The 22,970-nt window shown below is 73.6% G+C and carries 19 protein-coding genes; 6 read left to right on the top strand and 13 right to left on the bottom strand.

Features of this window, described 5'->3' with window-relative positions; translation table 11 throughout:
• The first annotated feature begins 128 nt into the window (after nucleotides 1-128).
• Both AB6N24_RS05655 and fdhA read left to right on the top strand, forming a co-directional pair.
• Nucleotides 129-398 (top strand): DUF4031 domain-containing protein, encoded by a 270-nt coding sequence (locus tag AB6N24_RS05655; RefSeq protein ID WP_412868446.1) that lies wholly within the window; start codon nucleotides 129-131, stop codon nucleotides 396-398.
• 229 nt (nucleotides 399-627) lie between these two features.
• Nucleotides 628-1,848 carry a formaldehyde dehydrogenase, glutathione-independent gene (gene fdhA, locus AB6N24_RS05660; protein WP_412868447.1) on the top strand — a complete coding sequence of 407 codons (1,221 nt, stop codon included), beginning with the start codon at nucleotides 628-630 and terminating at the stop codon, nucleotides 1,846-1,848.
• A 57-nt stretch (nucleotides 1,849-1,905) separates the two neighbouring features.
• Here fdhA and AB6N24_RS05665 read toward each other — a convergent pair whose 3' ends face one another.
• Complete coding sequence (locus AB6N24_RS05665) at nucleotides 1,906-4,242, bottom strand: FdhF/YdeP family oxidoreductase (protein WP_412868448.1); 2,337 nt, start codon at nucleotides 4,240-4,242, stop codon at nucleotides 1,906-1,908.
• Nucleotides 4,243-4,319: 77 nt separating this feature from the next.
• On the opposite strand from AB6N24_RS05665, the gene fdhD reads away from it, so the two are divergent.
• Complete coding sequence (gene fdhD, locus AB6N24_RS05670; RefSeq protein WP_412868449.1) at nucleotides 4,320-5,189, top strand: formate dehydrogenase accessory sulfurtransferase FdhD; 870 nt, start codon at nucleotides 4,320-4,322, stop codon at nucleotides 5,187-5,189.
• A 95-nt stretch (nucleotides 5,190-5,284) separates the two neighbouring features.
• Here the strand turns inward: fdhD and atzF are convergent, their stop codons facing one another.
• The 11 genes from atzF to napA form a co-directional block, all read right to left on the bottom strand.
• On the bottom strand, nucleotides 5,285-7,072 hold the full coding sequence (gene atzF / locus AB6N24_RS05675; RefSeq protein ID WP_412868450.1) for an allophanate hydrolase: 1,788 nt from the start codon (nucleotides 7,070-7,072) through the stop codon (nucleotides 5,285-5,287).
• Nucleotides 7,069-10,782: an urea carboxylase gene (gene uca / locus AB6N24_RS05680; RefSeq protein WP_412868451.1), complete on the bottom strand. Its 3,714-nt coding sequence runs from the start codon at nucleotides 10,780-10,782 to the stop codon at nucleotides 7,069-7,071. Before uca ends, atzF begins: the two co-directional genes overlap by 4 nt.
• Nucleotides 10,783-10,973: 191 nt before the next feature.
• Complete coding sequence (locus AB6N24_RS05685) at nucleotides 10,974-11,690, bottom strand: GntR family transcriptional regulator (protein WP_412868452.1); 717 nt, start codon at nucleotides 11,688-11,690, stop codon at nucleotides 10,974-10,976.
• Nucleotides 11,691-11,766: 76 nt separating this feature from the next.
• Nucleotides 11,767-12,462 carry an urea ABC transporter ATP-binding subunit UrtE gene (gene urtE, locus AB6N24_RS05690; protein WP_412868453.1) on the bottom strand — a complete coding sequence of 232 codons (696 nt, stop codon included), beginning with the start codon at nucleotides 12,460-12,462 and terminating at the stop codon, nucleotides 11,767-11,769.
• The gene (gene urtD / locus AB6N24_RS05695) at nucleotides 12,462-13,283 is read right to left on the bottom strand and encodes an urea ABC transporter ATP-binding protein UrtD (protein WP_412868454.1); all 822 of its coding nucleotides are present in this window, start codon (nucleotides 13,281-13,283) and stop codon (nucleotides 12,462-12,464) included. Before urtD ends, urtE begins: the two co-directional genes overlap by 1 nt.
• The gene (gene urtC, locus AB6N24_RS05700; RefSeq protein ID WP_412868455.1) at nucleotides 13,280-14,476 is read right to left on the bottom strand and encodes an urea ABC transporter permease subunit UrtC; all 1,197 of its coding nucleotides are present in this window, start codon (nucleotides 14,474-14,476) and stop codon (nucleotides 13,280-13,282) included. The genes urtD and urtC overlap by 4 nt, the downstream gene beginning before the upstream one ends.
• Nucleotides 14,473-15,357: an urea ABC transporter permease subunit UrtB gene (gene urtB / locus AB6N24_RS05705; RefSeq protein WP_412868456.1), complete on the bottom strand. Its 885-nt coding sequence runs from the start codon at nucleotides 15,355-15,357 to the stop codon at nucleotides 14,473-14,475. The genes urtC and urtB overlap by 4 nt, the downstream gene beginning before the upstream one ends.
• Nucleotides 15,358-15,485: 128 nt before the next feature.
• Nucleotides 15,486-16,721 (bottom strand): urea ABC transporter substrate-binding protein, encoded by a 1,236-nt coding sequence (gene urtA / locus AB6N24_RS05710; protein WP_412868457.1) that lies wholly within the window; start codon nucleotides 16,719-16,721, stop codon nucleotides 15,486-15,488.
• 336 nt (nucleotides 16,722-17,057) lie between these two features.
• Nucleotides 17,058-18,683, bottom strand: a complete 1,626-nt coding sequence (groL, locus tag AB6N24_RS05715) for a chaperonin GroEL (RefSeq protein ID WP_412868458.1) — start codon at nucleotides 18,681-18,683, stop codon at nucleotides 17,058-17,060.
• Nucleotides 18,684-18,886: 203 nt separating this feature from the next.
• A complete protein-coding gene (locus AB6N24_RS05720; protein WP_412868459.1) occupies nucleotides 18,887-19,522 on the bottom strand; it encodes a LytR C-terminal domain-containing protein in 636 nt (211 codons plus the stop codon).
• A 107-nt stretch (nucleotides 19,523-19,629) separates the two neighbouring features.
• Nucleotides 19,630-19,959, bottom strand: a complete 330-nt coding sequence (napA, locus tag AB6N24_RS05725; protein ID WP_412868460.1) for a nucleoid-associated protein NapA — start codon at nucleotides 19,957-19,959, stop codon at nucleotides 19,630-19,632.
• Nucleotides 19,960-20,138: 179 nt separating this feature from the next.
• Between napA and AB6N24_RS05730 the strand changes: the two genes are divergently transcribed.
• The 3 genes from AB6N24_RS05730 to AB6N24_RS05740 all read left to right on the top strand — a co-directional run bounded on the left by AB6N24_RS05730 (nucleotide 20,139) and on the right by AB6N24_RS05740 (nucleotide 22,380).
• On the top strand, nucleotides 20,139-20,816 hold the full coding sequence (locus AB6N24_RS05730; protein WP_412868461.1) for a uracil-DNA glycosylase: 678 nt from the start codon (nucleotides 20,139-20,141) through the stop codon (nucleotides 20,814-20,816).
• Nucleotides 20,817-20,952: 136 nt separating this feature from the next.
• Entirely contained in the window at nucleotides 20,953-21,810 is an 858-nt protein-coding gene (locus tag AB6N24_RS05735) for an SGNH/GDSL hydrolase family protein (protein ID WP_412868462.1), read from the top strand.
• Nucleotides 21,811-21,978: 168 nt separating this feature from the next.
• Complete coding sequence (locus tag AB6N24_RS05740) at nucleotides 21,979-22,380, top strand: hypothetical protein (RefSeq protein WP_412868463.1); 402 nt, start codon at nucleotides 21,979-21,981, stop codon at nucleotides 22,378-22,380.
• 46 nt (nucleotides 22,381-22,426) lie between these two features.
• Here the strand turns inward: AB6N24_RS05740 and AB6N24_RS05745 are convergent, their stop codons facing one another.
• Nucleotides 22,427-22,930 (bottom strand): hypothetical protein, encoded by a 504-nt coding sequence (locus AB6N24_RS05745; protein WP_412868464.1) that lies wholly within the window; start codon nucleotides 22,928-22,930, stop codon nucleotides 22,427-22,429.
• Between the last annotated feature and the right edge of the window lie 40 nt (nucleotides 22,931-22,970).

A 22,970-nucleotide genomic window follows, 5' to 3' on the forward strand; every position in this document is an offset into this window, starting at 1 on the left:
TGCGTACGTCGGGGCCGTCCCGTCGGGACGAAGGGCCCAGGAGAGGGCTCGCGCCGCGCTACTCCACCGAGCGGCTGCTGCGCCCCGCGCGGCCTCGACGTCCGAGGCGCCGACGTAGGCTCGGACGCGTGACCGTGCTCCTCGACCCGCCCCTGTGGCCGCAGCACGGCCGTCTCTGGTCGCACCTCGTGAGCGACGTCTCGCTCGACGAGCTCCACGCGTTCGCCGAGCGCGCCGGCATCCCCCGCCGCGCGTTCGACCGCGACCACTACGACGTCCCCGACGAGCGCCACGACGAGCTCGTCCGGCTCGGCGCCGAGCCCGTCGACGCCCGCGACCTCGTCCGGCGGCTGCGCGCGTCGGGCCTGCGCGTCACCGCACGCGAGCGCCGCGCCTGACCGACAGGACCCGCGTCGGTCGTGCGGCCGACGCGGTCCGGTGGCGACGCGCCACGGCGTGCCGATGAGTCACGAGAGCACGCCGTGTCCTCGGTCACGACGGCGAACCGCACGAACAGCACAGGTGCAGCCGCGACCCTCGCCAGACGACACGAGTGGCGAGATGGTGAGAGGACGTGGGTCGTCCCGCAACCCGAGCGGACGGCCGACTCGGTCGAGGAGGATCGACGTGTCAGGAAACAGAGCTGTCGCGTACAAGGGCCCGGGCAAGGTCGAGGTCATCGACATCGACTACCCGACGTTCGAGCTGAAGGACGGACCCGGCGTGAACCCCGCCAACGTCGGGCGCGAGGTGCACCACGGCGCGATCCTGAAGACGGTCGCCACCAACATCTGCGGCTCGGACCAGCACATGGTCCGCGGTCGTACCACCGCGCCGGCGAACCTCGTCCTCGGCCACGAGATCACCGGTGAGGTGGTCGAGGTGGGCCGCGACGTGGAGTTCGTCAAGGTGGGCGACCTCGTGTCGGTGCCCTTCAACATCGCGTGCGGACGCTGTCGCAACTGCAAGGAGCGCAAGACGGGCATCTGTCTCAACGTCAACCCCGACCGCCCGGGCAGCGCCTACGGCTACGTGGACATGGGTGGGTGGGTGGGGGGTCAGGCCGAGTACGTGCTCGTGCCCTACGCGGACTGGAACCTGCTGACGTTCCCCGACAAGGACCGGGCGATGGAGAAGATCCTCGACCTGGCCATGCTGTCGGACATCTTCCCCACGGGCTTCCACGGTGCGGTCACCGCTGGCGTGGGGGTCGGCGCGACCGTCTACGTGGCCGGGGCCGGACCGGTCGGCCTCGCGGCCGCCACCGGTGCCCAGCTGCTGGGTGCGGCGGTCGTCATCGTCGGCGACATGGTCGAGGACCGGCTCGCTCAGGCACGGAGCTTCGGCTGCGAGACGATCGACGTCTCGAAGGGTGACCCCGCGGAGCAGATCGAGCAGATCCTCGGTGTGCCCGAGGTGGACTGCGGTGTGGACGCCGTCGGCTTCGAGGCCCGCGGTCACGGCCAGGACGCGAGCCACGAGGCACCCGCCACGGTGCTCAACTCACTCATGGACATCACCAAGGCGGGCGGGGCGCTCGGCATCCCCGGCCTGTACGTGACAGGCGACCCGGGTGGTATCGACGAGGCTGCGCAGAAGGGTTCGCTCTCCCTCAGCCTGGGGACGGGCTGGGCCAAGTCGCTGTCCTTCACCACCGGCCAGTGCCCGGTGATGAAGTACAACCGTGACCTGATGAACGCGATCCTGCACGACCGGGTGAGCATCGCGAAGAACGTCAACGCCACGCCGATCACGCTCGAGACGGCCCCGCAGGGCTACGCCGAGTTCGACGCGGGTGCGGCTCAGAAGTACGTGCTCGACCCGAACGGGTACCTCGGCGCGGCGTGACGCCCACGCAGCGAGCCCGGGCCACGCGCGGGTCCGGGCTCGCTGTCCGTCACGCCGTCACGCCGCCGCGCGTTCCAGCCGGATGACGATGCTCTTGCTCGTGGGGGTGTTGGAGTCGTCGGCGGTGGAGTCGAGCGGGACCAGCACGTTGGTCTCGGGGAAGTACGACGCCGCACACCCCTTCGCGGTGTCGTACGCGACGACGCGGAAGCCCTCGGCCCGCCGCTCCACCCCGTCGGTGAACTCGGAGACGAGGTCCACCACGTCGCCGTCGGCGAACCCGAGCTCGAGGAGGTCCCCCGCGTTGACCATGACGACACGGCGCCCGCCGGAGATGCCGCGGTAGCGGTCGTCCGGGCCGTAGACCGTGGTGTTGTACTGGTCGTGCGACCGCATGGTCTGCAGGAGCAGACGACCGGGCGGCACGGTCGGCCACCACAGCGGGGTCCGGGTGAAGTGCGCCTTGGTGCTGGTCGTCTCGAAGGTCCGGACGTCGTGCGGCCCGTGCGGCAGCCGGAAGCCCCCGGGCGCGTCGATCCGCCGCTCGTAGTCGACGAACCCGGGCACGACGGCCTCGATGTGCCGGCGGATCACCCGGTAGTCGTCCTCCATCGCCTGCCAGTCCGCCTGCGGGCTGCCGGGGCGTGCCCGGCCCTGCTCGTCGTGGAAGACCGCCCGGGCGAGCCGGCACACGATCGCGATCTCGGAGAGCAGATCCGGCGCGGGAGGCGGGAGGTGCCCCGACGAGGCGTGGACCATCGACATGGAGTCCTCGACCGTGACCCGCTGCCGGCCGGTCCGCTGCGCGTCGAGGTCCGAGCGTCCGAGGGTCGGCAGGATGATCGCGGTGCGCCCCGGCGCGAGATGGGAGTGGTTGAGCTTGGTGCTGACCTGCACGGTCATGGCGCAGGAGCGCAGCGCCGCCTCGGTCACGGCCGTGTCCGGCGCGGCCTTGAGGAAGTTGCCGCCCATCCCCATGAAGAAGCGCACCCGTCCGTCCCTCATGGCACGGATGGTGTTGACGGTGTCATGTCCCGCCTCGCGGGGGCTCGCGAACGAGAACTCCGCCTCCAGCCGGTCGAGGAACGGCTGCGGCATCTTCTCGAAGATGCCCATCGTCCGGTCGCCCTGGACGTTGGAGTGCCCGCGCACGGGCAGCAGCCCCGCCCCGGGCTTCCCGAGGTTCCCCTGCAGCAGGACGAGGTTGACGATCTCCTTGATCGTCGCGACGGCGTGCTTGTGCTGGGTCAGACCCATGGCCCACGCGACGACTGTGCGGTCCGAGTCGAGCAGCAGCTCACCCACCTCGCGGAGGGCGGTCTCGGTGAGTCCCGTCGCCTCCTCGATGTCGCTCCACGGGGTGGCCCGCACCCCGTCGAGGTACTCCTCAAGGCCGGCGGTGTGCCGCTCGAGGAAGGCATGGTCGAGCACGCTGGTCATCCCGATGGTCCGCCGCCCGGCCTCCTCGGCCTCCAGGAGAAGCTTTCCCAGCCCTTGGAAGACGCCGAGGTCGCCGCCGAGGCGGACCTGCAGGTGGACGTCGGCGATGCGCGTCCCGCGTCCGACCATGCCGTGCACCGTCTGCGGGTTGCGGTAGCGGGTGAGTCCCGCCTCGGGCAGCGGGTTCACCGCCACGATCACGGCTCCCTGCTGCTTGGCCTTCTCGAGCGAGGTGAGCATCCGCGGGTGGTTGGTGCCGGGGTTCTGCCCCGCGATGATGATGAGCTTGGCGGTCTCGACGTCGTGCAGCGTCACGGACCCCTTGCCGATGCCGATCGTCGTGCCGAGCGCCTCGCCGGACGACTCGTGGCACATGTTGGAGCAGTCCGGCAGGTTGTTCGTCCCCAGTCCTCGCACCATGAGCTGGTAGAGGAAGGCGGCCTCGTTCGACGTGCGGCCGGACGTGTAGAAGGCAGCCTGGTCGGGGCTGTCGAGCCCGTGCAGCTCGCGGGCGATGCGCTCGAACGCCGCCTCCCACGAGATCGGGCTGTAGTGGCTCGCCCCGTCCTCACGGATCATGGGAGTCGTCAGGCGTCCCTGCCGGTTGAGCCAGTAGTCGTCGCGGGCAGCGAGGTCGTCGATCGAGTGCTCGGCGAAGAGCTCGGGCCGGACGCGCTTGCGGGTCGCCTCGGAGGCGAGGGCCTTGGCGCCGTTCTCGCAGAACTCGGCGTGGCTGCGGTCCGGGGCGTTCGGGTCGGGCCAGGCACAGCTCATGCAGTCGAAGCCGCCGGGCTGGTTCATCCTCAGCAGACCGCTGGCGGAGCGCACCGGGCCCATCTCCCGGACGGCGTGCCGCATGGCCGTCGTCACGCCGGGCAGCCCCGCGGCCGTGCGCTTGGGCGGGCTCACCTTCACCGCCGGCTGGTCGATGTCGTCCGAGGGCGTCGTTGCCATCTCGTCATGCTACGACCGGGGCTGGGGAGTCCGGTGCCAGGCCTGCGCGTCGGGCCGACGCGCGAGAGGGTGTGGCCATGCGGCTGACCAAGCGGTGGCGGGTGCAGCGGATGACGGCCTCGGGGCTGGTGCGCGAGCGTGCGGACGAGCTCGCAGGTGAGGAGCCGCTCGAGGTCCGCATCCACGGCACCCCGTTCACGATCACGATGCGCACGCCCGGCAACGACGTCGACCTCGTCGCCGGCTTCCTCGTCTCCGAGGGGGTGGTCCGCTCCGAGAGGGACATCGCGACGATCAGCCACCGCGGAGGCATCGGTGCCACGGGCGAACGGGACTACAACGTCGTGGACGTGCGCCTCGCCGCCGGCGTCGACCTCCCCGACACCTCGCTGCAGCGGCACGTGTACACGTCGAGCAGCTGCGGCGTGTGCGGCACCGCCTCGATCGAGGCCGTGCGCAAGGTGAGCGCGTTCGACGTGCCCGGCGACGGGGCCACCGTGCGGCTGGACCATCTCCTGGCCCTCCCGGAGCGGCTGCGGGCGCAGCAGGCGGTGTTCGGCCGGACCGGTGGGGTGCACGCTGCGGCGTTGTTCGTCCCGGTCGGTGGCCCCACCGACCGGTCGGAACCCCGGCTCGCCTGCGTGCGGGAGGACGTCGGCCGGCACAACGCCGTGGACAAGGTGATCGGGTGGGCCCTCCGAGGCGGCCTGCTCCCCCTGCGCGGCGCCGTCCTCCAGGTGTCGGGGCGGGCGTCGTTCGAGCTGGTCCAGAAGGCCGCGATGGCCGGTGTCCCGGTCCTCTCGGCGGTCTCGGCGCCCTCAGCGCTCGCTGTCGAGCTCGCCGAGGAGCTCGGGCTCACCGTCGTGGCCTTCAACCGCGGCGAGACGCTCAACGCGTACACGCACACGTATCGCCTCCAACCTGCTCCGACGGCTCCGGGACTCTGACGGCGGGGCCTCGGGGAGCCGTTGCTCGGTGCCGTGATCGGCGCGGGCGACCCTCCCGACGACCGTGCGAGATCCGTCCGGCGCGGGCCGCCGGCTCAGCGCACGGCCACCGCGGGCCCGGCCGCGGGCGTCCCGCTCCTGAGGTAGGCCGGCCAGCTCGCGTGCACGGTGATGTCGTCGCCGGCGGCGGCGGCGTCGAGCGCGCACCCGAAGCCGACGACCCACGTGCCGTCGGCGAGCTCGACGGGCCCCAGGAGCATCGGGGCGGGCAGCGTCGCGAGCAGGCGCCCGAGGCCGGCGAGCGAGACGAGCCACGCCTCCCCGGCGATCGACGCGCCCTCGCCGGGCCCCGCGCGGACGAGCCCGGGCTTGGGCGGGGTCGTCCCGAGCGCCGTGAGGCGGTACGCGTCCGACGTCGCGACGGTCCGCACGAAGCGGGCGCCGAGGTCGTGGAGCTGGCCGTTGAGCGGCTGGCCGCGCAGGTGGGCCCCGAAGACCGCGATCTCGACGCCGCCGTCCACCACGAGCGCACCGCCGGTACCGCCCGACGACACGACCGTCGGGCGGGCCGTCGCATCCCGCTCCTGCACGTCGCGGAGCCGCGCCGCGAGGTCGAGCGCGAGCTGGTCGTCGAAGGCGCGAGCGAGCACGGTGACGCCGAACGGTCCGCCGTCTGCCTCCCCGGCGGGGACGGCGACCGCCGCGAGGTCCAGGAGGTTGACGAAGTTCGTGTACGTGCCGAGGCGCCGGTTGATCGCGACGGGGTCGGCCTGCACCGCGGCGATCGTCGGGTGCTCGGTCGTCGTGGGCAGGAGCAGCAGGTCGGCGCCGGCGAGCGTGCGGAGCGCGTCGGCGCGCGCCCGGTCGAGGGCCTCGCGGTCCTGCACGTACGCGGCGGCGGTCACGTCCCGCCCACCGAGCACGATGCCCGCGACGACCGGGTCGACGCCCGCGTCACCGGCCGCGTGCGCGTGCGCGAGGAACTCGCCGACGGCGGCGTACCGCTCCGCGACGATCGCGCCGTCGTACAGCAGCCGCGCCGCCTCGAGCATCGGCGAGACGTCGACCTCCACGACCCGCGCGCCCGTGCGCCCGACGGCGTCCACCGCGTCCGCGAACGCCGCGCGCCAGCCCGCGGACAGCGGCGCGAGGTCGGCCGCGCGCGGGACCGCCACCACGGGGTCGGGCCGCAGCCCGAGCCGGACGTCGGGCGGCCACACGCGGCCGGTGGGGTCGGCGGCGTCGGGCCCGGTCATGAGGCGCGTGGCGAGCACGCCCAGGTCGAGGTCCCGCGTGAACGTGGTCACGACGTCGTAGGAGCGGCACGCGGGCACCACGCCGGGGGTCGGGACCAGCCCGAGCGTCGTCTTGATGCCGACGATCCCGTGGAACGCCGCGGGGACGCGCCCCGAGCCGGCCGTGTCTGTGCCGATGCCGACGTCCGCGATCCCGAGCGCCACCGCGACCGCCGACCCCGAGCTCGACCCGCCCGAGACCCGCTCGGGCAGCGTCGCGTGCCGGACCGCGCCGTACGGCGAGCGGGTCCCGACGAGCCCGGTCGCGAACTGGTCGAGGTTCGTCTTGCCGAGCACGACGGCGCCCGCGTCGACGAGCCGCTGGACGGCGGGGGCGGTCCGCGTCGCGGGCGTGACGCCGTACGACGGGCAGCCCGCGGTCGTCGGGAAGCCCGCGACGTCGACGTTGTCCTTGACCGCGAGCGTCGTCCCGGCGAGCGGGAGGTCCTCGCCCGCGGCGACCCGGGCGTCGACGTCCGCCGCCGCCGCGAGCGCCTCCGGCTCGGGCCGCACCGCGATCCACACCTCGGGACGGTCCACCTCGGCGATCCGGCGGTAGGCCGCCCGGACCCGCTCGACGGCGCTCATGCCCCCACCTCCACGACGACGAGCGGCGCACCGGGAGCCACGTGCTGACCCGGTTCGACGAGCACCTGCCGGACGCGCCCGTCCGCCGGGGCGTCGACCGCGAGCTCGAGCTTCATGGCCTCGAGCGCGACCAGCGGGTCGCCCGCGCGGACCTGCTCGCCCTCGCGCACCTCGACGCGCCACACGCTGCCGACCATGGGGGCCTCGACGAGCACGCAGCCCGGCGGCACCTCGACCGCCGGGCCGCCCGCCGCGCCACCCGGTGCGTGCGCTCCCCCGGCCGCGTCGTCGTCCGCGGGCTCCTCGACCGCGAACTCCCCCGCGGCCTCCCACGCGGCGCGCTCGGCGGCGAACGCCTCGGCCTGCCGGGACTGGAACGCGGCGATGGCGTCGTGCTCGGACGCGAGCATCGCGAGGTGCTCGGCGTAGGAGAACGTGCCGTGCTCGACCTCGACGTCGAGCCGCCCGGCGGCGAACGCGGCGCGCTGCTCGACGAGCTCCTCCGCGCTCACCGGGTGCCACACGATGCGGTCGAAGAACCGCAGCAGCCACGGGGTGCCCGGCTCGAAGACCCCGCGCTGGCGGTGCCCGGACCAGATCGGCACGGTCCGCCCCACGAGCTGGTAGCCGCCCGGGGAGTCCATGCCGTAGACGCACAGGTACGTGCCGCCGAGCCCGACGGTGTCCGCCGCGGTCCACGTGCGCGCCGGGTTGTACTTGGTGGTCAGGAGCCGGTGCCGCGGGTCGAGCGGCACGGCGAGCGGCGCCCCGAGGTACACGTCGCCGAGCCCGAGGACGAGGTACTCGGCGTCGAACATCGTGGCGTGCACGTCGTCGGTCGAGTCGAGGCCGTTGACGCGGCGGATGAACTCGATGTTCGAGGGCAGCCACGGCGCCTCGGCGCGGACCCCCGCGGCGTAGCGGGACGTGGCCTCGGCGATGCACGGGTCGTCGAACGACATCGGCAGGTGGATGCGCCGGCTGGGGACGACGAGGTCCGCCGTGGGCGGCAGCGTCGCCTCGAGCTCGGCCAGCACGGCGACGAGCGCACGGACGCCGAGCACGTCCGGGTCGACGTGGACGTGCAGGCTGCGGACCCCGGGCGTGACGTCCACGACGCCGGCGAGCCCGGCGTCGGTGCGCGCCCGGAGCGCCTCGCCGAGCGCGTGCACCCGCAGCCGCAGCCCCAGGTCGAGCGTCATGGGGCCGTACTCGACGAGCACGTTGTCGTCGGCGCCGCGCAGGTAGACGACCTCGGGGCGGCCGAGCGGGTCAACCGGGTCGGCGGGGATGCGGTGCAGCACGCCGTCGTCGCCGTCGGGCCCGGTGGCCAGCGCGACGCCGGCGGCCGCGGTTCCCGGTCCGTCGGGCGCCGCGCCCGCCTCCGCGCCGATGCGGTCGAGCCCGCGCAGCGCGTCCGACCCCCGCAGCGCGTCCGCGGTCGCCTCGGGCACCGGCACGAGCCGCACGGTGTCGCCGGGCCGGATCTGGCCCATCTTCCAGCGGTGCCCCGCGACCACGGTCACCGGGCACGCGAAGCCGCCGAGGCTCGGCCCGTCGGGCCCGAGCAGGATCGGGGTGTCGCCGCTGACGTTGAGCGCGCCGACCGAGTACGGGTTGTCGTGCAGGTTCGACGGGTGCAGGCCGGCCTCGCCGCCGTCGGGCCGCGCCCACTGCGGCTTCGGCCCGGTGAGCCGGATGCCGGTGCGGTTCGCGTGCGTCTGCACGTGCCAGGTCGCGGCGTAGAGCATCGCCATGTCCTCGGGCGTGAAGTACGACGGCGCGGGCTGCGGGCCCTCCTGCACCGCGACGTGCCACTCGTGCACGAGCTCGGGCCGCAGCTCCTCGGCGACGGGGACCGCAGGCGGCGCCTCGTCGGCCGCGGGGGCGGGGACCAGGACGTCGCCGACGACGAGAGCGCGCCCGGTGTACCCGCCGAACCCGCCGAGCGAGAACGTCGACGCCGACCCCAGGTACAGCGGCACGTCGAGGCCGCCGCGCAGCAGCACGTACGTCCGCAGGCCCGCGCCGTGCGGCGCGCCGACGTCGAGCACCGCGCCCGCCGGGACGGTCACGGGCTCCCACTGCGGGACGGGCTCGCCGTCGACCGTGACCGGCGCCCGCGCGCCGGTCACGCACACGACCGCCTCGTGGCTGAACCGCAGGCGCGGGCCCACGAGCGTGCACTCGAGCCCCGGCGCGCCCTCGGGGTTGCCGAGCGCGCGGTTGCCGAGCCGGAACGACAGGTCGTCCATCGGGCCCGACGGCGAGATGCCGACGTCCCAGTGCCCGAGCCGCCCGGGCCAGTCCTGCACCGTGGTCATGACCCCGCCGCGCAGGACCTCGACGTGCGGCTCGTCGTCCGTGACGCCCCCGAGGGTCGCGGTCGTGTGCGTCGCCGCGACGACCTCGGGGACGGCGACGGCGGCCCGCAGCAGCGGCAGGTTCGTCTGCACGCCGGTCACGCGGGTCCCGGCGAGCGCGTCGGTGGCGGCCGCGAGCGCGGCGGCCCGGTCGGCGCCGTGCACGACGACCTTGGCGAGCATCGGGTCGTAATGGGTCGTGACCTCCTGACCGGTCTCGGCCCACGCGTCGACGCGCACGCCCTCGGGGTACCGGACGTCGGTGAGCAGCCCGGCGCTGGGCCGGTAGTCGTGCCGCGGGTCCTCGGCGTACACCCGTGCCTCGACGGCGTGCCCGCGCAGCGCCGGGCCCGAGTCCGGCAGCGCGGCGAGCTCGTCGCGCAGGTCGGCGTCGCCCTGCGCGAGCCGCAGCATCCACGCGACGAGGTCGACGCCGGTGACCTCCTCCGTCACGGGGTGCTCGACCTGGAGGCGCGTGTTGACCTCGAGGAACGACACCTCGGCCCGGTCGACGTCGTAGACGTACTCGACGGTGCCGGCGGAGCGGTACGCGACCGACGCGGTGAGCGCGCGCGCCGAGGCCTGCATCCGCTCCCGGACGTCGTCGGGCAGGTTCGGGGCCGGGGCCTCCTCGAGCACCTTCTGGTTGCGGCGCTGCAGCGAGCAGTCGCGGTCCCCGAGGCTCACGACGCGCCCCTCGCCGTCGCCGAACACCTGGACCTCGAGGTGCCGGGCCCGCGCGACGAACCGCTCGAGGAAGACCCCGGCGCTGCCGAAGTTGGCGGCCGCGATGCGCTGCACCTTCTCGTACGCGCCCGCGAGCTCGGTCGCGTCGGCGCACGCCTGCATCCCGATCCCGCCACCGCCGCCCACGGCCTTGAGCATCACCGGGTACCCGACGGCGTCGGCCGCGGCGAGCGCGTCGGGGAGCGAGTCGAGCAGCCCGCTGCCGGGCACGAGCGGGACGCCGGCCGCCTCGGCCGCGACGCGCGCGCGGTGCTTGTCGCCGAAGACGTGCAGGTGCGCGGGGGTCGGGCCCACGAAAGCGAGCCCGGCCGCCTCGACCTCGGCGGCGAAGACCTCGTTCTCGGAGAGGAACCCGTAGCCGGGGTGGATCGCGCCGGCGCCGGTCGTCATCGCGGCGTCGAGCACGAGCTCGGAGCGCAGGTAGCTCTCGGCCGCGGGGGCGGGCCCGAGGCGCACCGCGACGTCGGCCATCCGGACGTGCGGGGCCGCGGCGTCGGCGTCCGAGTAGACCGCGACGGTCTTGAGGCCCAGGTCTGCGGCGGTGCGCAGGATCCGGCAGGCGATCTCGCCTCGGTTGGCGACGAGCAGCGTCTCGAACACGGGGGCTCCCACGGGCGTGAGGGGCGGTCGGACGGCGGGTGCCGCTCCGCCGCCGAGCCGTCCGGCCCGGGTCGTCGTGGCGCTCCACCGCCGGATGCGGGGGTGTATACACCTCCGTATCCGCCCTCGAACCGTAGGGAGACGGTGTTTCCCGCAGCGGGTGCGGGCGTAAACGCTGAGTTACGCGGGCGTCAGCCCGCGAGCGCCATCCGGGTCATCGCGCCCGTGGCGCGCTCCATGACGACCTCGAGCGACTCCCCCACGTGCCTGTGCAGCGCCGTGAGCGCCGCGGCGAGGTCGCGCGCGAGCACGAGGTCGAGGATCTCGATGTGCTCGTCGATCGTCGTGACGATGCGGCCGGTCTCCACGAAGTCGTGCATGCGGACCGCGCGGATCTTCTGGTTGACGGTCACCAGCGCGTCGGTGAGCTGGGCGTTGCCCGACGAGCGGGACAGCGCGAGGTGGAAGCCCTCGTCGAGCAGCACGAACGCCGGGTCGGGCTCGGGCGGGGTGTCGCGCAGCTCCTGCCAACGGGTCAGCTCGGCCCGGACCTGGTCCTCGTCGTGCCGCACGCCCGGGTTCTCGATGGCCCGCGCGATGCCGCGCAGCTCGAGCGTGATGCGCAGCTCGTAGAGGTTGCGCAGGTCCTCGAGGCTCGGCACGACGACCGCGTAGCCGTAGTCGGTGCGCTCGACGAGCCCGTCGGACAGGAGGCGGGACAGCGCCTCGCGGACCGGCGTGCGCGAGACCTCGAACGCCTTGCCGAGCTTGGGCTCGGTGAGGCGCTCGCGCGGCGACACCCGGCCGTTGAGGATGTCGTCGCGCAGGCGCTCGTAGACCACGTCGCGCAGCGACCGCGACGTGCTCGCCGACCCCGTCGCGGTGCCCGCGTCCACCTCAGCGCTCATACCCACGGAGCGTATCCCTCCGGGTGGCGCGTCCCGGGCGGCAGCGTCCGCACCGGACCGCGCCCGGCGCGCGCCGTCAGAGCGCCATCGCGGCACGGACCTGCGCCTCCTGCTCGATCCCGCCCTCGCCGGACGCGACGACCCGCCCGGACTCGAGCACCGCGTAGTGCGACGCCGCCCCGAGGGCGAACCCGACGTGCTGCTCGACGAGCAGCACCGCGAGCCCGCCCGCGGCGGTGAGCGCGAGCACCGCGTCCTCGATCTCGGCGACGACCGACGGCTGGATGCCCTCGGTCGGCTCGTCGAGGACCAGCACCTTCGGGCCCGTGATGAGGGCGCGCGCGATCGCGAGCTGCTGGCGCTGGCCGCCCGAGAGCAGCCCGGCGCGCCGGCCGAGCAGCCCGCGCAGCGCCGGGAACAGGTCGAGCGCCTCGTCGGTACGCCGCGCGCCCGCGGAGCCCTGGCCGTCGGCGACGAGCTGGAGGTTCTCCCGCGCGGTGAGCTGCCCGAACGACTGCTGCCCCTGCGGCACGTACGCGAGCCCGCGCCGCACCCGCTCGTGCGGGCGCAGCCGGGTGATGTCCTCCCCCGCGAGCCGGACGGCCCCCGACCGGACCTTGAGCAGCCCGACCGCGGCGCGCAGCAGCGTCGTCTTCCCCGCGCCGTTGTGGCCCATCACGGCGGCGATCCCGCCGTCGGGCACCCGCACGTCGACGCCGTGGACCACGGACGTGCGCCCGTACCCGACGTGCACGCCCTCGAGCTCGAGCATCACCGCTCCTTCCGTCCGCTGCCCAGGTACACCTCGACGACGCGCGGGTCCGCCTGGACCTGCGCGACCGTCCCCTCGCTCAGCACGCGTCCCTGGTGCAGCACCGTGACCGACGACGCGAACGAGCGCAGGAACTCCATGTCGTGCTCGACGACCACGACCGTGCGCTGCGCCCCGATCCGCTGCAGCAGGAGCCCGGTCTGCTCCCGCTCGGCGTGGCTCATCCCGGCGACGGGCTCGTCGAGCAGCAGCAGCCGCGAGTCCTGCACCAGGAGCATCCCGATCTCGAGCCACTGCTTCTGCCCGTGCGCGAGCACACCCGCGGGCGCGTCGCGCAGCGCGGTCAGCCCGACGGTCTCCAGCGCCTGCTCGACGACCTCGGGGACGACCGACCGGCGCCGCAGCAGGGCGCGGGCCCCCCGGCGGGACCCGACAGCGATGTCGAGGTTCTGCAGCACGCTGAGCTCGTCGAACACGCTCGCGGTCTGGAACGTGCGCCCGACGCCGGCCCGGGCGACCCGGTGGGACGCCCTGCCGAGCAGCTCGACGCCGCCGAACCGCACCGACCCGGTCGCCCGCGCGAGGCCGGTGATCGCGTCGACGATCGTCGTCTTGCCGGCGCCGTTCGGGCCGATGAGGAAGCGCAGGTCGCCCTGCGTGACGGTGAGGTCGACGCCGTCGACGGCCACGAAGCCGTCGAACTCGACGCGCAGGCCGCGGACCTCGAGGTAGTCGTGCCGGAACCGGTCGTCAGGCCCGGCGAGCACCTGCTCGAGCGCGTCGGGGTCGAGCACCTGCTCCGGCTGGGGGATGTCGGTCATGGGGTGCTCCCGGACGTGACGGTCTCGGACGTCGTGGTGGGGGTCGGCGCCGCCGGTGCCGGGACCTCGTCGGGCACGTCGTCCCGCCCGGCCCGGCCGGCACGCCACCGCCGCCACACGCCCCCGAGCGACGCGAGGCCGCCCGGCAGGAACGCGACGACGAGGATGAACAGGGCCCCCTGGAAGTAGGTCCAGAAGGACGGGAACTGCTCGGACAGCGACGTCTGCGCCCAGGACACGGCGAGCGCCCCGAGCACCGGCCCGAGCAGCGTCGCGCGCCCGCCGATCGCCACGCCGACGAGGAACCCGATCGACGGCACGACGCCGACGTCCGCGGGCGAGATGATCCCCACGATCGGCACGAACAGCGCGCCGCCGATCCCGGCGAACGCCGCCGCGACCGCGTACGCGACGACCTTGACGACCGCCGGGTCGTACCCGAGGAACCGGACGCGGTTCTCCTGGTCGCGCACCGCCACGAGCAGCTCCCCGAAGCGCGAGCGCATCAGGAGCCGCACGATCGCGACCATCGCGAGCAGCGTCCCGGCGGCGATGAGGTAGAGCATCTCCTTGTTGACCGGGTCCGCGAGGTCGTAGCCGAAGAACGACCGGAAGCCGTTGAGCCCGTTCGTGCCGCCGGTGACCTTCTGCTGCCCGACGAGCAGGATGGCGAACGCCGCCGCGAGCGCCTGCGACAGGATCGCGAAGTACGCCCCGCGCACCCGCCGCGTGAAGACCGCGAACCCGAGCACCGAGGCCAGCGCGACCGGGACCAGCACGATCGCGACGACCGTCACGACAGGGCTGCGGAACGGCTCCCACCAGCCCGGCACGGTCCCGTCGCCGTACAGCAGCATGAAGTCGGGCACGCCGCCCGGCCCGGCGTCGGCGAGCTTGAGGTGCATCGCCATGAGGTAGCCGCCGAGCCCGAAGTACACGCCCTGGCCCAGCGTGAGCATCCCGCCGCGGCCCCACGCGAGCCCGATGCCGACCGCGACCATCGCGAGGCAGCAGAACTTCGCGAGCAGCCCGAGCCGGAAGTCCGACAGCAGCGCAGGGGCGACGCCGAACAGCGCGACGGCGGCGACGGCGAACCCGGCGAGCGTGCGCACGCGCTCACCGGTGAGGAACCGGGCGGCGCCCGAGGGGCGCGAGGCCCGGGCTGCACCCGGCTGCGCGTCGGCGCGCGTCACGCGAGGCTCCGCGTGCGCAGCGACACGAGCCCCTGCGGCCGCACCTGCAGGAACGCGACGATCACCACGAACAGCAGCACCTTCGCGATGCTGGCCGTGGTCGAGTACTCGAACGTGGCCTGCAGCATGCCGAGCGAGAGCGCCGCGATCACGGTGCCCTTGAGCTGCCCGATGCCGCCCACGACGACGACGAGGAACGCGTCGACGATGTAGCTCGTGCCGAGCGTCGGGCCGATGGACCCGAGCAGCGTGAGCGCGACGCCCGCGACCCCGGCGATCCCCGAGCCGACGAAGAACGTGAGCCGGTCGGTCGCGCGCGTCGAGATCCCCGACGTCTCCGCGAGGTCGCGGTTCTGCACGGTCGCGCGGATCCGGCGGCCGAGCGGCGTGAACCTCAGGAGGAGCGCGAGCGCCGTGATGCACACGACCGCGAGGAGCAGGATGAACAGCCGCGTCTTCGGGACCCCGAGCCCGAACAGCTCGACCGCCCCGGACAGCCACGCCGGCGCCCGCACGTCGACGTTCGGTGCGCCGAAGACGTCGCGCGCCGCCTGCTGGAGCACGAGCGCGACGCCCCAGGTCACGAGCAGCGTGTCGAGCGGCCGGCGGTACATCCGCGAGATCAGCGTGACCTCGAGCACGAGCCCGAGCAGCCCGCCCACGAGGAAGCCGACGACGAGCGAGACGAGCAGCGAGACCCCCGCGTCGGCGATCACGCCCTGCACGACGTACGCCGTGTAGGCGCCCGCCATCATGAACTCCCCGTGCGCCATGTTGATGACGCCCATCTGACCGAACGTGAGCGCGAGCCCGAGCGCCGCGAGCAGCAGCACCGACCCGAGGCTCAGCCCGGCGAAGAGCTGCGAGAACAGGGCATCCATCCCGGCCCCCTTTCCGTGCGGCCCCGCGGGCGGCCGGCGCTCCGACTCCGGAGCGCCGGCCACCGTGCGGGGCGGGCTGGTCGTGCCGCGTCGTCCGCCTCCGGCGGTGACGCGGCCCGCTGATCAGGTCAGGACAGGCCTTCGGCCCAGTCGTAGCCCTCGAGGAACGGGTCGGGCTCGATCGCCTCGTCCGAGCTCCACTCGGTGTAGATGAGGCCGTCGGCGCCGATCTTGCCGATGAGGGCCGTCTTGGCGATGTGGTGGTTCTCGCCGTTCACCGTCACGGTGCCCTCGGGCGCCTCGAACGAGACGCCGTCGGCCGCGTCCTGCACGTCCGCGACGTCGAACGACTCGGCCTTCTCGACCATGCCCTTCCACAGGTAGAGCGACGTGTACGCGGCCTCCATCGGGTCGGACGTCACGCGGTCCTCGCCGTACTTCGCCTTGAACGCCTCGACGAACGTCGTGTTCGCGGGGCTCTCGACCGTCTGGTAGTAGTTCCACGCGGTGAGCTGGCCCTCGATGTTCTCGACGCCGATGCCGCCGACCTCCTCCTCGGCGATCGACACCGAGACGACCGGCGTGGTGTCGACGCCGAGCCCGACGTTCTTGTACTCCTTGAAGAACGCCACGTTGGAGTCGCCGTTGAGCGTGTTGAACACCGCGTCGGCGCCCGACGCCTTGAGCTTGTTGACGATCGTGGAGAAGTCGGTGTGCCCGAGCGGCGCGTACTCCTCGCCGACGATCTCGATGCCGTTCGCCTCGGCGTAGGCGTTGATGATCTTGTTCGCGGTCCGCGGGAAGACGTAGTCGGAGCCGACGAGGAAGACCTTCGTCTTGCCCTGCTCCTTGAGGTAGTCCATGCCCGGGACGATCTGCTGGTTCGTCGTCGCGCCCGTGTAGAAGATGTTGGGCGACGCCTCGAGCCCCTCGTACTGCACGGGGTAGAACAGCAGCGCGTCCTTGCTCTCGAACACCGGGAGCATCGCCTTGCGGGACGACGAGGTCCACCCGCCGAACACCGCGGCGACGCAGTCGGACGAGATGAGCTTCTCGGCCTTCTCCGCGAAGACCGTCGGCTCGGAGGCGCCGTCCTCGCCGACGATCTCGAGCTGCTTGCCGAGCACGCCGCCGTCCGCGTTGATCTCCTCGGCGGCGAGGTCGAGCGCGTCACGGACCGTCTGCTCCGAGATCGCCATGGTCCCGGACAGCGAGTTGAGGAAGCCGATCTTCACGGCGTCGCCCGAGGTGTCGACGCACGAGGCGGCGGCCCCGCCGGACGACGTGCTCCCGCCGGAGGACCCGGCGTCGGTGCGCGCTCCGCCGCAGCCCGTGAGGCCGAGGGCGACGGCGAGGGCCGCCACGGGCAGAGCGAGTGCGCGCGTGCGTGATGTGGTCAACGGGGTGCCTTTCGCAGCGGGTCGCGGGAGTCCCTCGGGGGGAGCCTCCCCTGGTCCGGGCTCCGGATCGCGCGACACCGCACTGTGTCCCGCTGTGTATACATCCCTGTGCCCATGACCGAGGACGCTAGGGACCGGGTGTTTCCACGACGCACGCGCGGCGGTGAACGGTGTGTTTCGCCTCGGTCTCGATCACGCCTCGGCGGGCGCACGAACGGCGACGGGCCGGCCACCCGAAGGTGACCGGCCCGTCGCCGTGTGCTGTCGGCGGCTCAGGGCCGCCGGGTGAGGCTCAGCGGATCAGAACCCGCCGCCGAAGTCCTCGCCGCCACCGCCGGCGGGCGCAGCGGCCTTCTCCGGCTTGTCGGCCACGACGGCCTCGGTGGTGAGGAACAGCGCCGCGATCGACGCCGCGTTCTGCAGCGCGGAGCGCGTGACCTTGACCGGGTCGTTGACGCCCGCGAGGAGCAGGTCCTCGTAGGTGTTCGTCGCGGCGTTCAGGCCGTGACCGGTCGGGAGGTTGCGCACCTTCTCGGCGACGACGCCACCCTCGAGGCCCGCGTTGATCGCGATCTGCTTGAGCGGCGCGTCGAGCGCGATGCGGACGATGTTCGCACCGGTCGCCTCGTCACCCTCGAGCTTGAGGCCCTCGAACGCGAGCTTGCCGGCCTGGATGAGCGCGACGCCACCACCGGCGACGATGCCCTCCTCGACGGCGGCCTTCGCGTTGCGGACGGCGTCCTCGATGCGGTGCTTGCGCTCCTTGAGCTCGACCTCGGTCGCCGCGCCGGCCTTGATGACGGCCACGCCGCCGGCCAGCTTCGCGAGGCGCTCCTGGAGCTTCTCGCGGTCGTAGTCCGAGTCCGAGTTCTCGATCTCGGCGCGGATCTGGGCCACGCGGCCCGCGATCTGCGACGCGTCGCCCGCACCCTCGACGATCGTGGTCTCGTCCTTCGTCACGACGATCTTGCGCGCCGTGCCGAGGACCTCGAGGCCCACCGTGTCGAGCTTGAGGCCGACGGTCTCCGAGACGACCTGACCGCCCGTGAGGATGGCCATGTCCTGCAGCATCGCCTTGCGGCGGTCGCCGAAGCCGGGCGCCTTGACGGCGATCGACTTGAACGTGCCGCGGATCTTGTTGACGACGAGCGTGGCCAGGGCCTCGCCCTCGACGTCCTCGGCGACGATGAACAGCGGCTTGCCGGACTGGATGACCTTCTCCAGCAGCGGCAGCAGGTCCTTGACGTTCGAGATCTTCGACTCGACGAGCAGCACGTAGGCGTCCTCGAGGACCGCCTCCTGGCGCTCGGGGTCCGTGACCATGTACGCCGACAGGTAGCCCTTGTCGAAGCGCATGCCCTCGGTCAGCTCGAGCTCGAGGCCCAGCGCGCTGGACTCCTCGACCGTGATGACGCCTTCCTTGCCGACCTTGTCGAGCGCCTCGGCGATGAGCTCGCCGATCGCCGTGTCGCCGGCCGAGATCGAGGCGGTCGCGGCGATCTGCTCCTTCGTCTCGACCTCCTTGGCCTGCGAGAGGAGCTGGGCCGTGACGGCCTCGACGGCGGCCTCGATGCCCTTCTTCAGGGCGATCGGGTTGGCGCCGGCGGCGACGTTGCGCAGACCCTCGCGCACGAGCGCCTGGGCGAGCACGGTGGCGGTCGTGGTGCCGTCACCCGCGACGTCGTCGGTCTTCTTGGCGACCTCCTTGACGAGCTCGGCACCGATCTTCTCGAACGGGTCCTCGAGCTCGATCTCCTTGGCGATGGAGACGCCGTCGTTCGTGATCGTGGGGGCACCCCACTTCTTGTCGAGGACGACGTTGCGGCCCTTCGGGCCGAGCGTGACCTTGACGGTGTCGGCGAGGACGTTGAGTCCGCGCTCGATACCGCGACGGGCCTCCTCGTTGAAGGCAATGATCTTGGCCATGGGGCGGTGATCCTTCACTGTGCTCGTGGGTGGCCGCTCGGTGCCCGCGACGGACGGACCACCTCCCGCGGTCATGTCCCGCGCGTGGTGGACCTCACCGGTCGGCCGGTTGATCCTGTCACTCTCCACCGGAGAGTGCTAAGTCAATGGTTAGCACTCGACCCCCGAGAGTGCAAGACGCGGTCCGCCCGCACGACGCCGCCTCAGGGCGTGTAGTCCGCCTCCAGGACGACCGCGATGCCGTCCGCCGCCTCGGTCGCGGACGGCAGCACCTTCGTGATCCCGAGCGCCTGGGCGACGGCGTCGGCCGTCGGGCGCTGCGCCTCGACGGCGTAGAAGACGGTGGTGCCGTCGACGCCGGCGCCGGTGTGGTTGCCGGTGTCGACGTTGGTGAACCCGGCGGACGTGAGCGTCTCCGCGGTCTCGCCCGCGAGGCCCGCGACCTTGGCCGCGTTGAACACCGTGACCGCAGCCCCGAGGTCCGGGGCGGGGGCGACCGGCTCGGTCGGCGGCGGCTCGACGGCGGCGTCGCCCTCGGCCGGGTCGGTGGCCTCGCCCCCCTCCTCCGCGGCGGCGTCGCCCTCACCCTCGGCCGCGCCGTCACCGGCGTCGTCCCCCGCGGTCGTGCCGCTGCCGAGGCCGGCGGGCAGCGTGACGTCCGAGTTCGCGAGGTAGAGCAGGACACCCGCACCGAGCCCCGCGAACACGACGAGGACGATCGCGAACGGCAGCAGCGCCCGCCACCGTGAGCGGGGAGCACGGTGCACGCCGCGGGGGCCGTCGAGGTCCTCCGCAGCGTCGAACTCGTCCTCGGGGTACGGGTAGCTGCCCTTGCTCACGGCGGACAGGCTAACGGCTGCGACTGGGCGCGACGGCCGGTTGACCCGCGTGCCGCTCGAAAGGTGCGATCAGCACCCGCTCGGCAGCGCAGGCCCGGAGGCGTGCGTCAGGCGTCGCTGCCGAGACGGCGGGCCGTGCGCGCGCGCTGGCGCGTCGAGCGCATCCGCCGCAGGCGCTTGATGAGCATGGGGTCGTGCGCGAGGGCGTCCGGGGAGTCGATCAGGCTGTTGAGCACCTGGTAGTACCGCGTCGCCGACATGTCGAACAGCTCGCGGATCGCCTGCTCCTTGGCGCCCGCGTACTTCCACCACTGGCGCTCGAACGCGAGGACCTGCTGGTCGCGCTCGGAGAGACCGGCAGCGCCGGCGTCGGCCTCGAGGGGGGCCGTCTCGGGGGCGTCCTGCGTCGAGGAGCCGGTGAGCATGGCGGCGTCCATGGCGTCCTCCTGGGGGCTCGGGCTCCGGCGCGGGGAGGGCTCGGGGCGGGCTGGGGGTGCTGCGCGAACCACGCCATCGTAGGCGCGAATGACACGCGTGTCATTCAGCAGGCGGCCGCACGGAGCACCCGGCGCCGGCCTTCACCCGCCCTCGGCGCACGCTCGGTACCCTCGCCCCCGTGAACCCCGCTCCCCTGGACCAGCTCGTCGCACCGGACTGGGCGCAGGCCCTCGCCCCCGTGGAGCCGCAGCTCCGCGCCGCCGGCGACTTCCTGCGCGCCGAGGTCGCCGCCGGGCGAGGCTACCTGCCCGACGGGGGCTCGGTGCTGCGCGCGTTCCAGCGCCCGCTCGCGGACGTGCGCGTGCTCGTCGTCGGGCAGGACCCGTACCCCACGCCCGGTCACGCGATGGGGCTGTCGTTCTCCGTGCAGCCCGACGTGCGGCCCGTGCCGCGCTCGCTCGCGAACATCTTCGCCGAGCTCGTCGCCGACACCGGCGTCACGCCCCCGACGTCCGGGGACCTCTCTCCGTGGGCGGACCAGGGCGTCATGCTGCTCAACCGGGTCCTGACCGTCCGCCCGGGCGCGCCCGCGTCGCACCGCGGCAAGGGGTGGGAGGCCGTGACCGACCGGGCCATCGAGGCGCTCGTCGAGCGCGGCGGGCCGCTCGTCGCGGTGCTGTGGGGGCGCGACGCGCAGTCCTTGCGCGGCGCCCTCGGCAGCGTCCCCCGCGTCGAGAGCGTGCACCCGAGCCCGCTGTCCGCGCACCGCGGCTTCCTCGGCTCGCGCCCGTTCTCGACCGTCAACGCGCTGCTCGTCGAGCAGGGGGCCGAGCCCGTCGACTGGTCGCTGCCCTGAGCCCGGGCGGCGGGCGGGGACGCGGCGCCGGGCACCGGCCGGTCCCGCGCGCGCACCGCGCCACGGGTGGCTCGCCGGGCCCGGGCGTGCGACCCGGCGGCCTGGACTCGTGGGGGCGCGACGGCACAATGGGACGGTGAGCACCCCCGCGCAGAGCCCCTCACCCGACTCCCCCACCACCGCGGCGCCGGTCACGTGGCGGAGCTACGTCGCGATCGGCGACTCGTTCACGGAGGGTCTGTGGGACCAGCCCGCACCCGACGGCGAGTGCCGCGGCTGGGCGGACGTGCTCGCGCTGCACCTCTCGACCCGGCGCACCGCCGCGGGCGACGACCCGCTCGTGTACGCGAACCTCGCGATCCGTGGCCGCCTGCTGCGCTCGATCCTCGCCGAGCAGCTGCCCGAGGCGCTCGCGATGCAGCCGGACCTCGTGAGCCTCGTCGGCGGCGGCAACGACATCCTGCGGCCGCAGGCCGACGTCGACGCGCTGGCCGGCTCGCTCGAGGACGCCGTGGTGAAGGTCCGGGCCACCGGCGCCGACGTGCTGCTCGCGACCGGCGTCGACTCGACCGACAGCCCGATCGTGCGCCGCACCCGCGGGCGCGTCGGGATCTACAACGCGCACGTGTGGTCGATCGCGCGGCGCCACGGCGGGCACGTGGTCGACCTCTGGGGCATGCGGTCGCTGCGGGACTGGCGCATGTGGGCGCCCGACCGGATCCACCTCACCGAGGACGGCCACGCCCGGGTCGCGCAGGCCGCGCTCGTCGCGCTCGGGCTCGCCCCCGACGACGCCGCGTGGGACGACCCGCTGACGCCGCTGCCGACGCCGCCGCGCCTGCAGAAGGCCCGCGAGGACGCGCAGTGGCTGCGCGAGCACGTCTACCCGTGGGCGACGCGGCGGCTGCGCGGACGGTCGTCGGGCGACATGCGCGTCGCGAAGCGCCCGCACCTCGAGCCCGTCGAGGTGGGCGGCGGGCAGCAGGGCGAGTAACGCCGCGCGGCAGCACGCGGCGGGGCTCGAAGCTCGCCGCCCCGCCTCGTGAGCCCGCTCGGGTGAACCGCGCACGGACCGCCCACGCCCGGGGCCCGGCGCTGTCACCATGTCGAGCCGGACGGCCGTCATCCCGAGCCGGGCCGCCGCGTCGACGAGGAGGAGACCGTGGGCTACTTCGGCGTGCACCTGCACACCGACGGCGCGTGGCGCGACGACGCCGCGCCGCTCGCGCCGTTCCTGCGCGTCGAGATCCACGACTCGGACCTCGCGATCGTGTCGTTCTGGAGCACCGGCGCCGCGGGCCTGTTCTACCTCGGCTACCAGCCGCGCGACTACTTCGACGACCCCGTCGCGAGCCGGGCGGTCGACAACGACACCGAGACGGCGGCGTTCGTCGTGTGGGCGCGCGACGTGCTCGGCGTGACGCTCGACGCCGGAGCGGTCCGGCCCCTGCTCGCGGACGCGGGCACCGACGGGGAGCCCGTCGACGTGTTCGTCGAGGCGACGCTCGCGCGCCTGCTCCAGCAGCTGCGCCTGCCGCTGCCGTCGGAGCTCGCGGACGACTGAGACGGCACGAGCGCGACCGCGCCGGCACCCGGACCGCGCGGCGAGCTCACGAGCAGCGCGGCGCCGGCTGGTCGATGCGCCCGACGGTGCTCGCCGTCGGGTAGATCCGCGTGATCGACAGCACCGCGTCGACCTCGCCCGCGTTGCTCACGTGGTGCAGCCCGGTCTCGGTGAACGACTGGCCCTCGCCGAAGACCTCGCCGGCGCCGCACCCGGTGCGCCGCTCGACGACGCCCTCCTTGACCACGGCCACCACGATCCCGGGGTGCGAGTGCCACCCGGAGTACGAGCCGACGGGATACGTGAGCTCGAACGTCGTGACGGTCGTCTCGGTCTTCGTCTTCAGCTCGACACCGTCCTGCGACACCTTGCCGGGCCCGTTCTCGGAGCCGACGAGCACGCCGCTCACCAGGTTCGCGGAGCTCGGCGCGGACGGGCTGGGCGCGGGCGGCGTCGCGACGGCCGTCGAGCCGGCCGAGGCGAGGTAGGCGCCGGTCGCCAGCACGGCGAGGGCGAGCGGGACGCCGAGCGTCAGGCGGGTTCTCTTCATGACAGCCTCCCCCAGGGTCAGGCTGCCATCGTCGCGCGCA

The organism is Cellulomonas jepli, assembly GCF_047229345.1.
Lineage (GTDB): Bacteria > Actinomycetota > Actinomycetes > Actinomycetales > Cellulomonadaceae > Cellulomonas_A.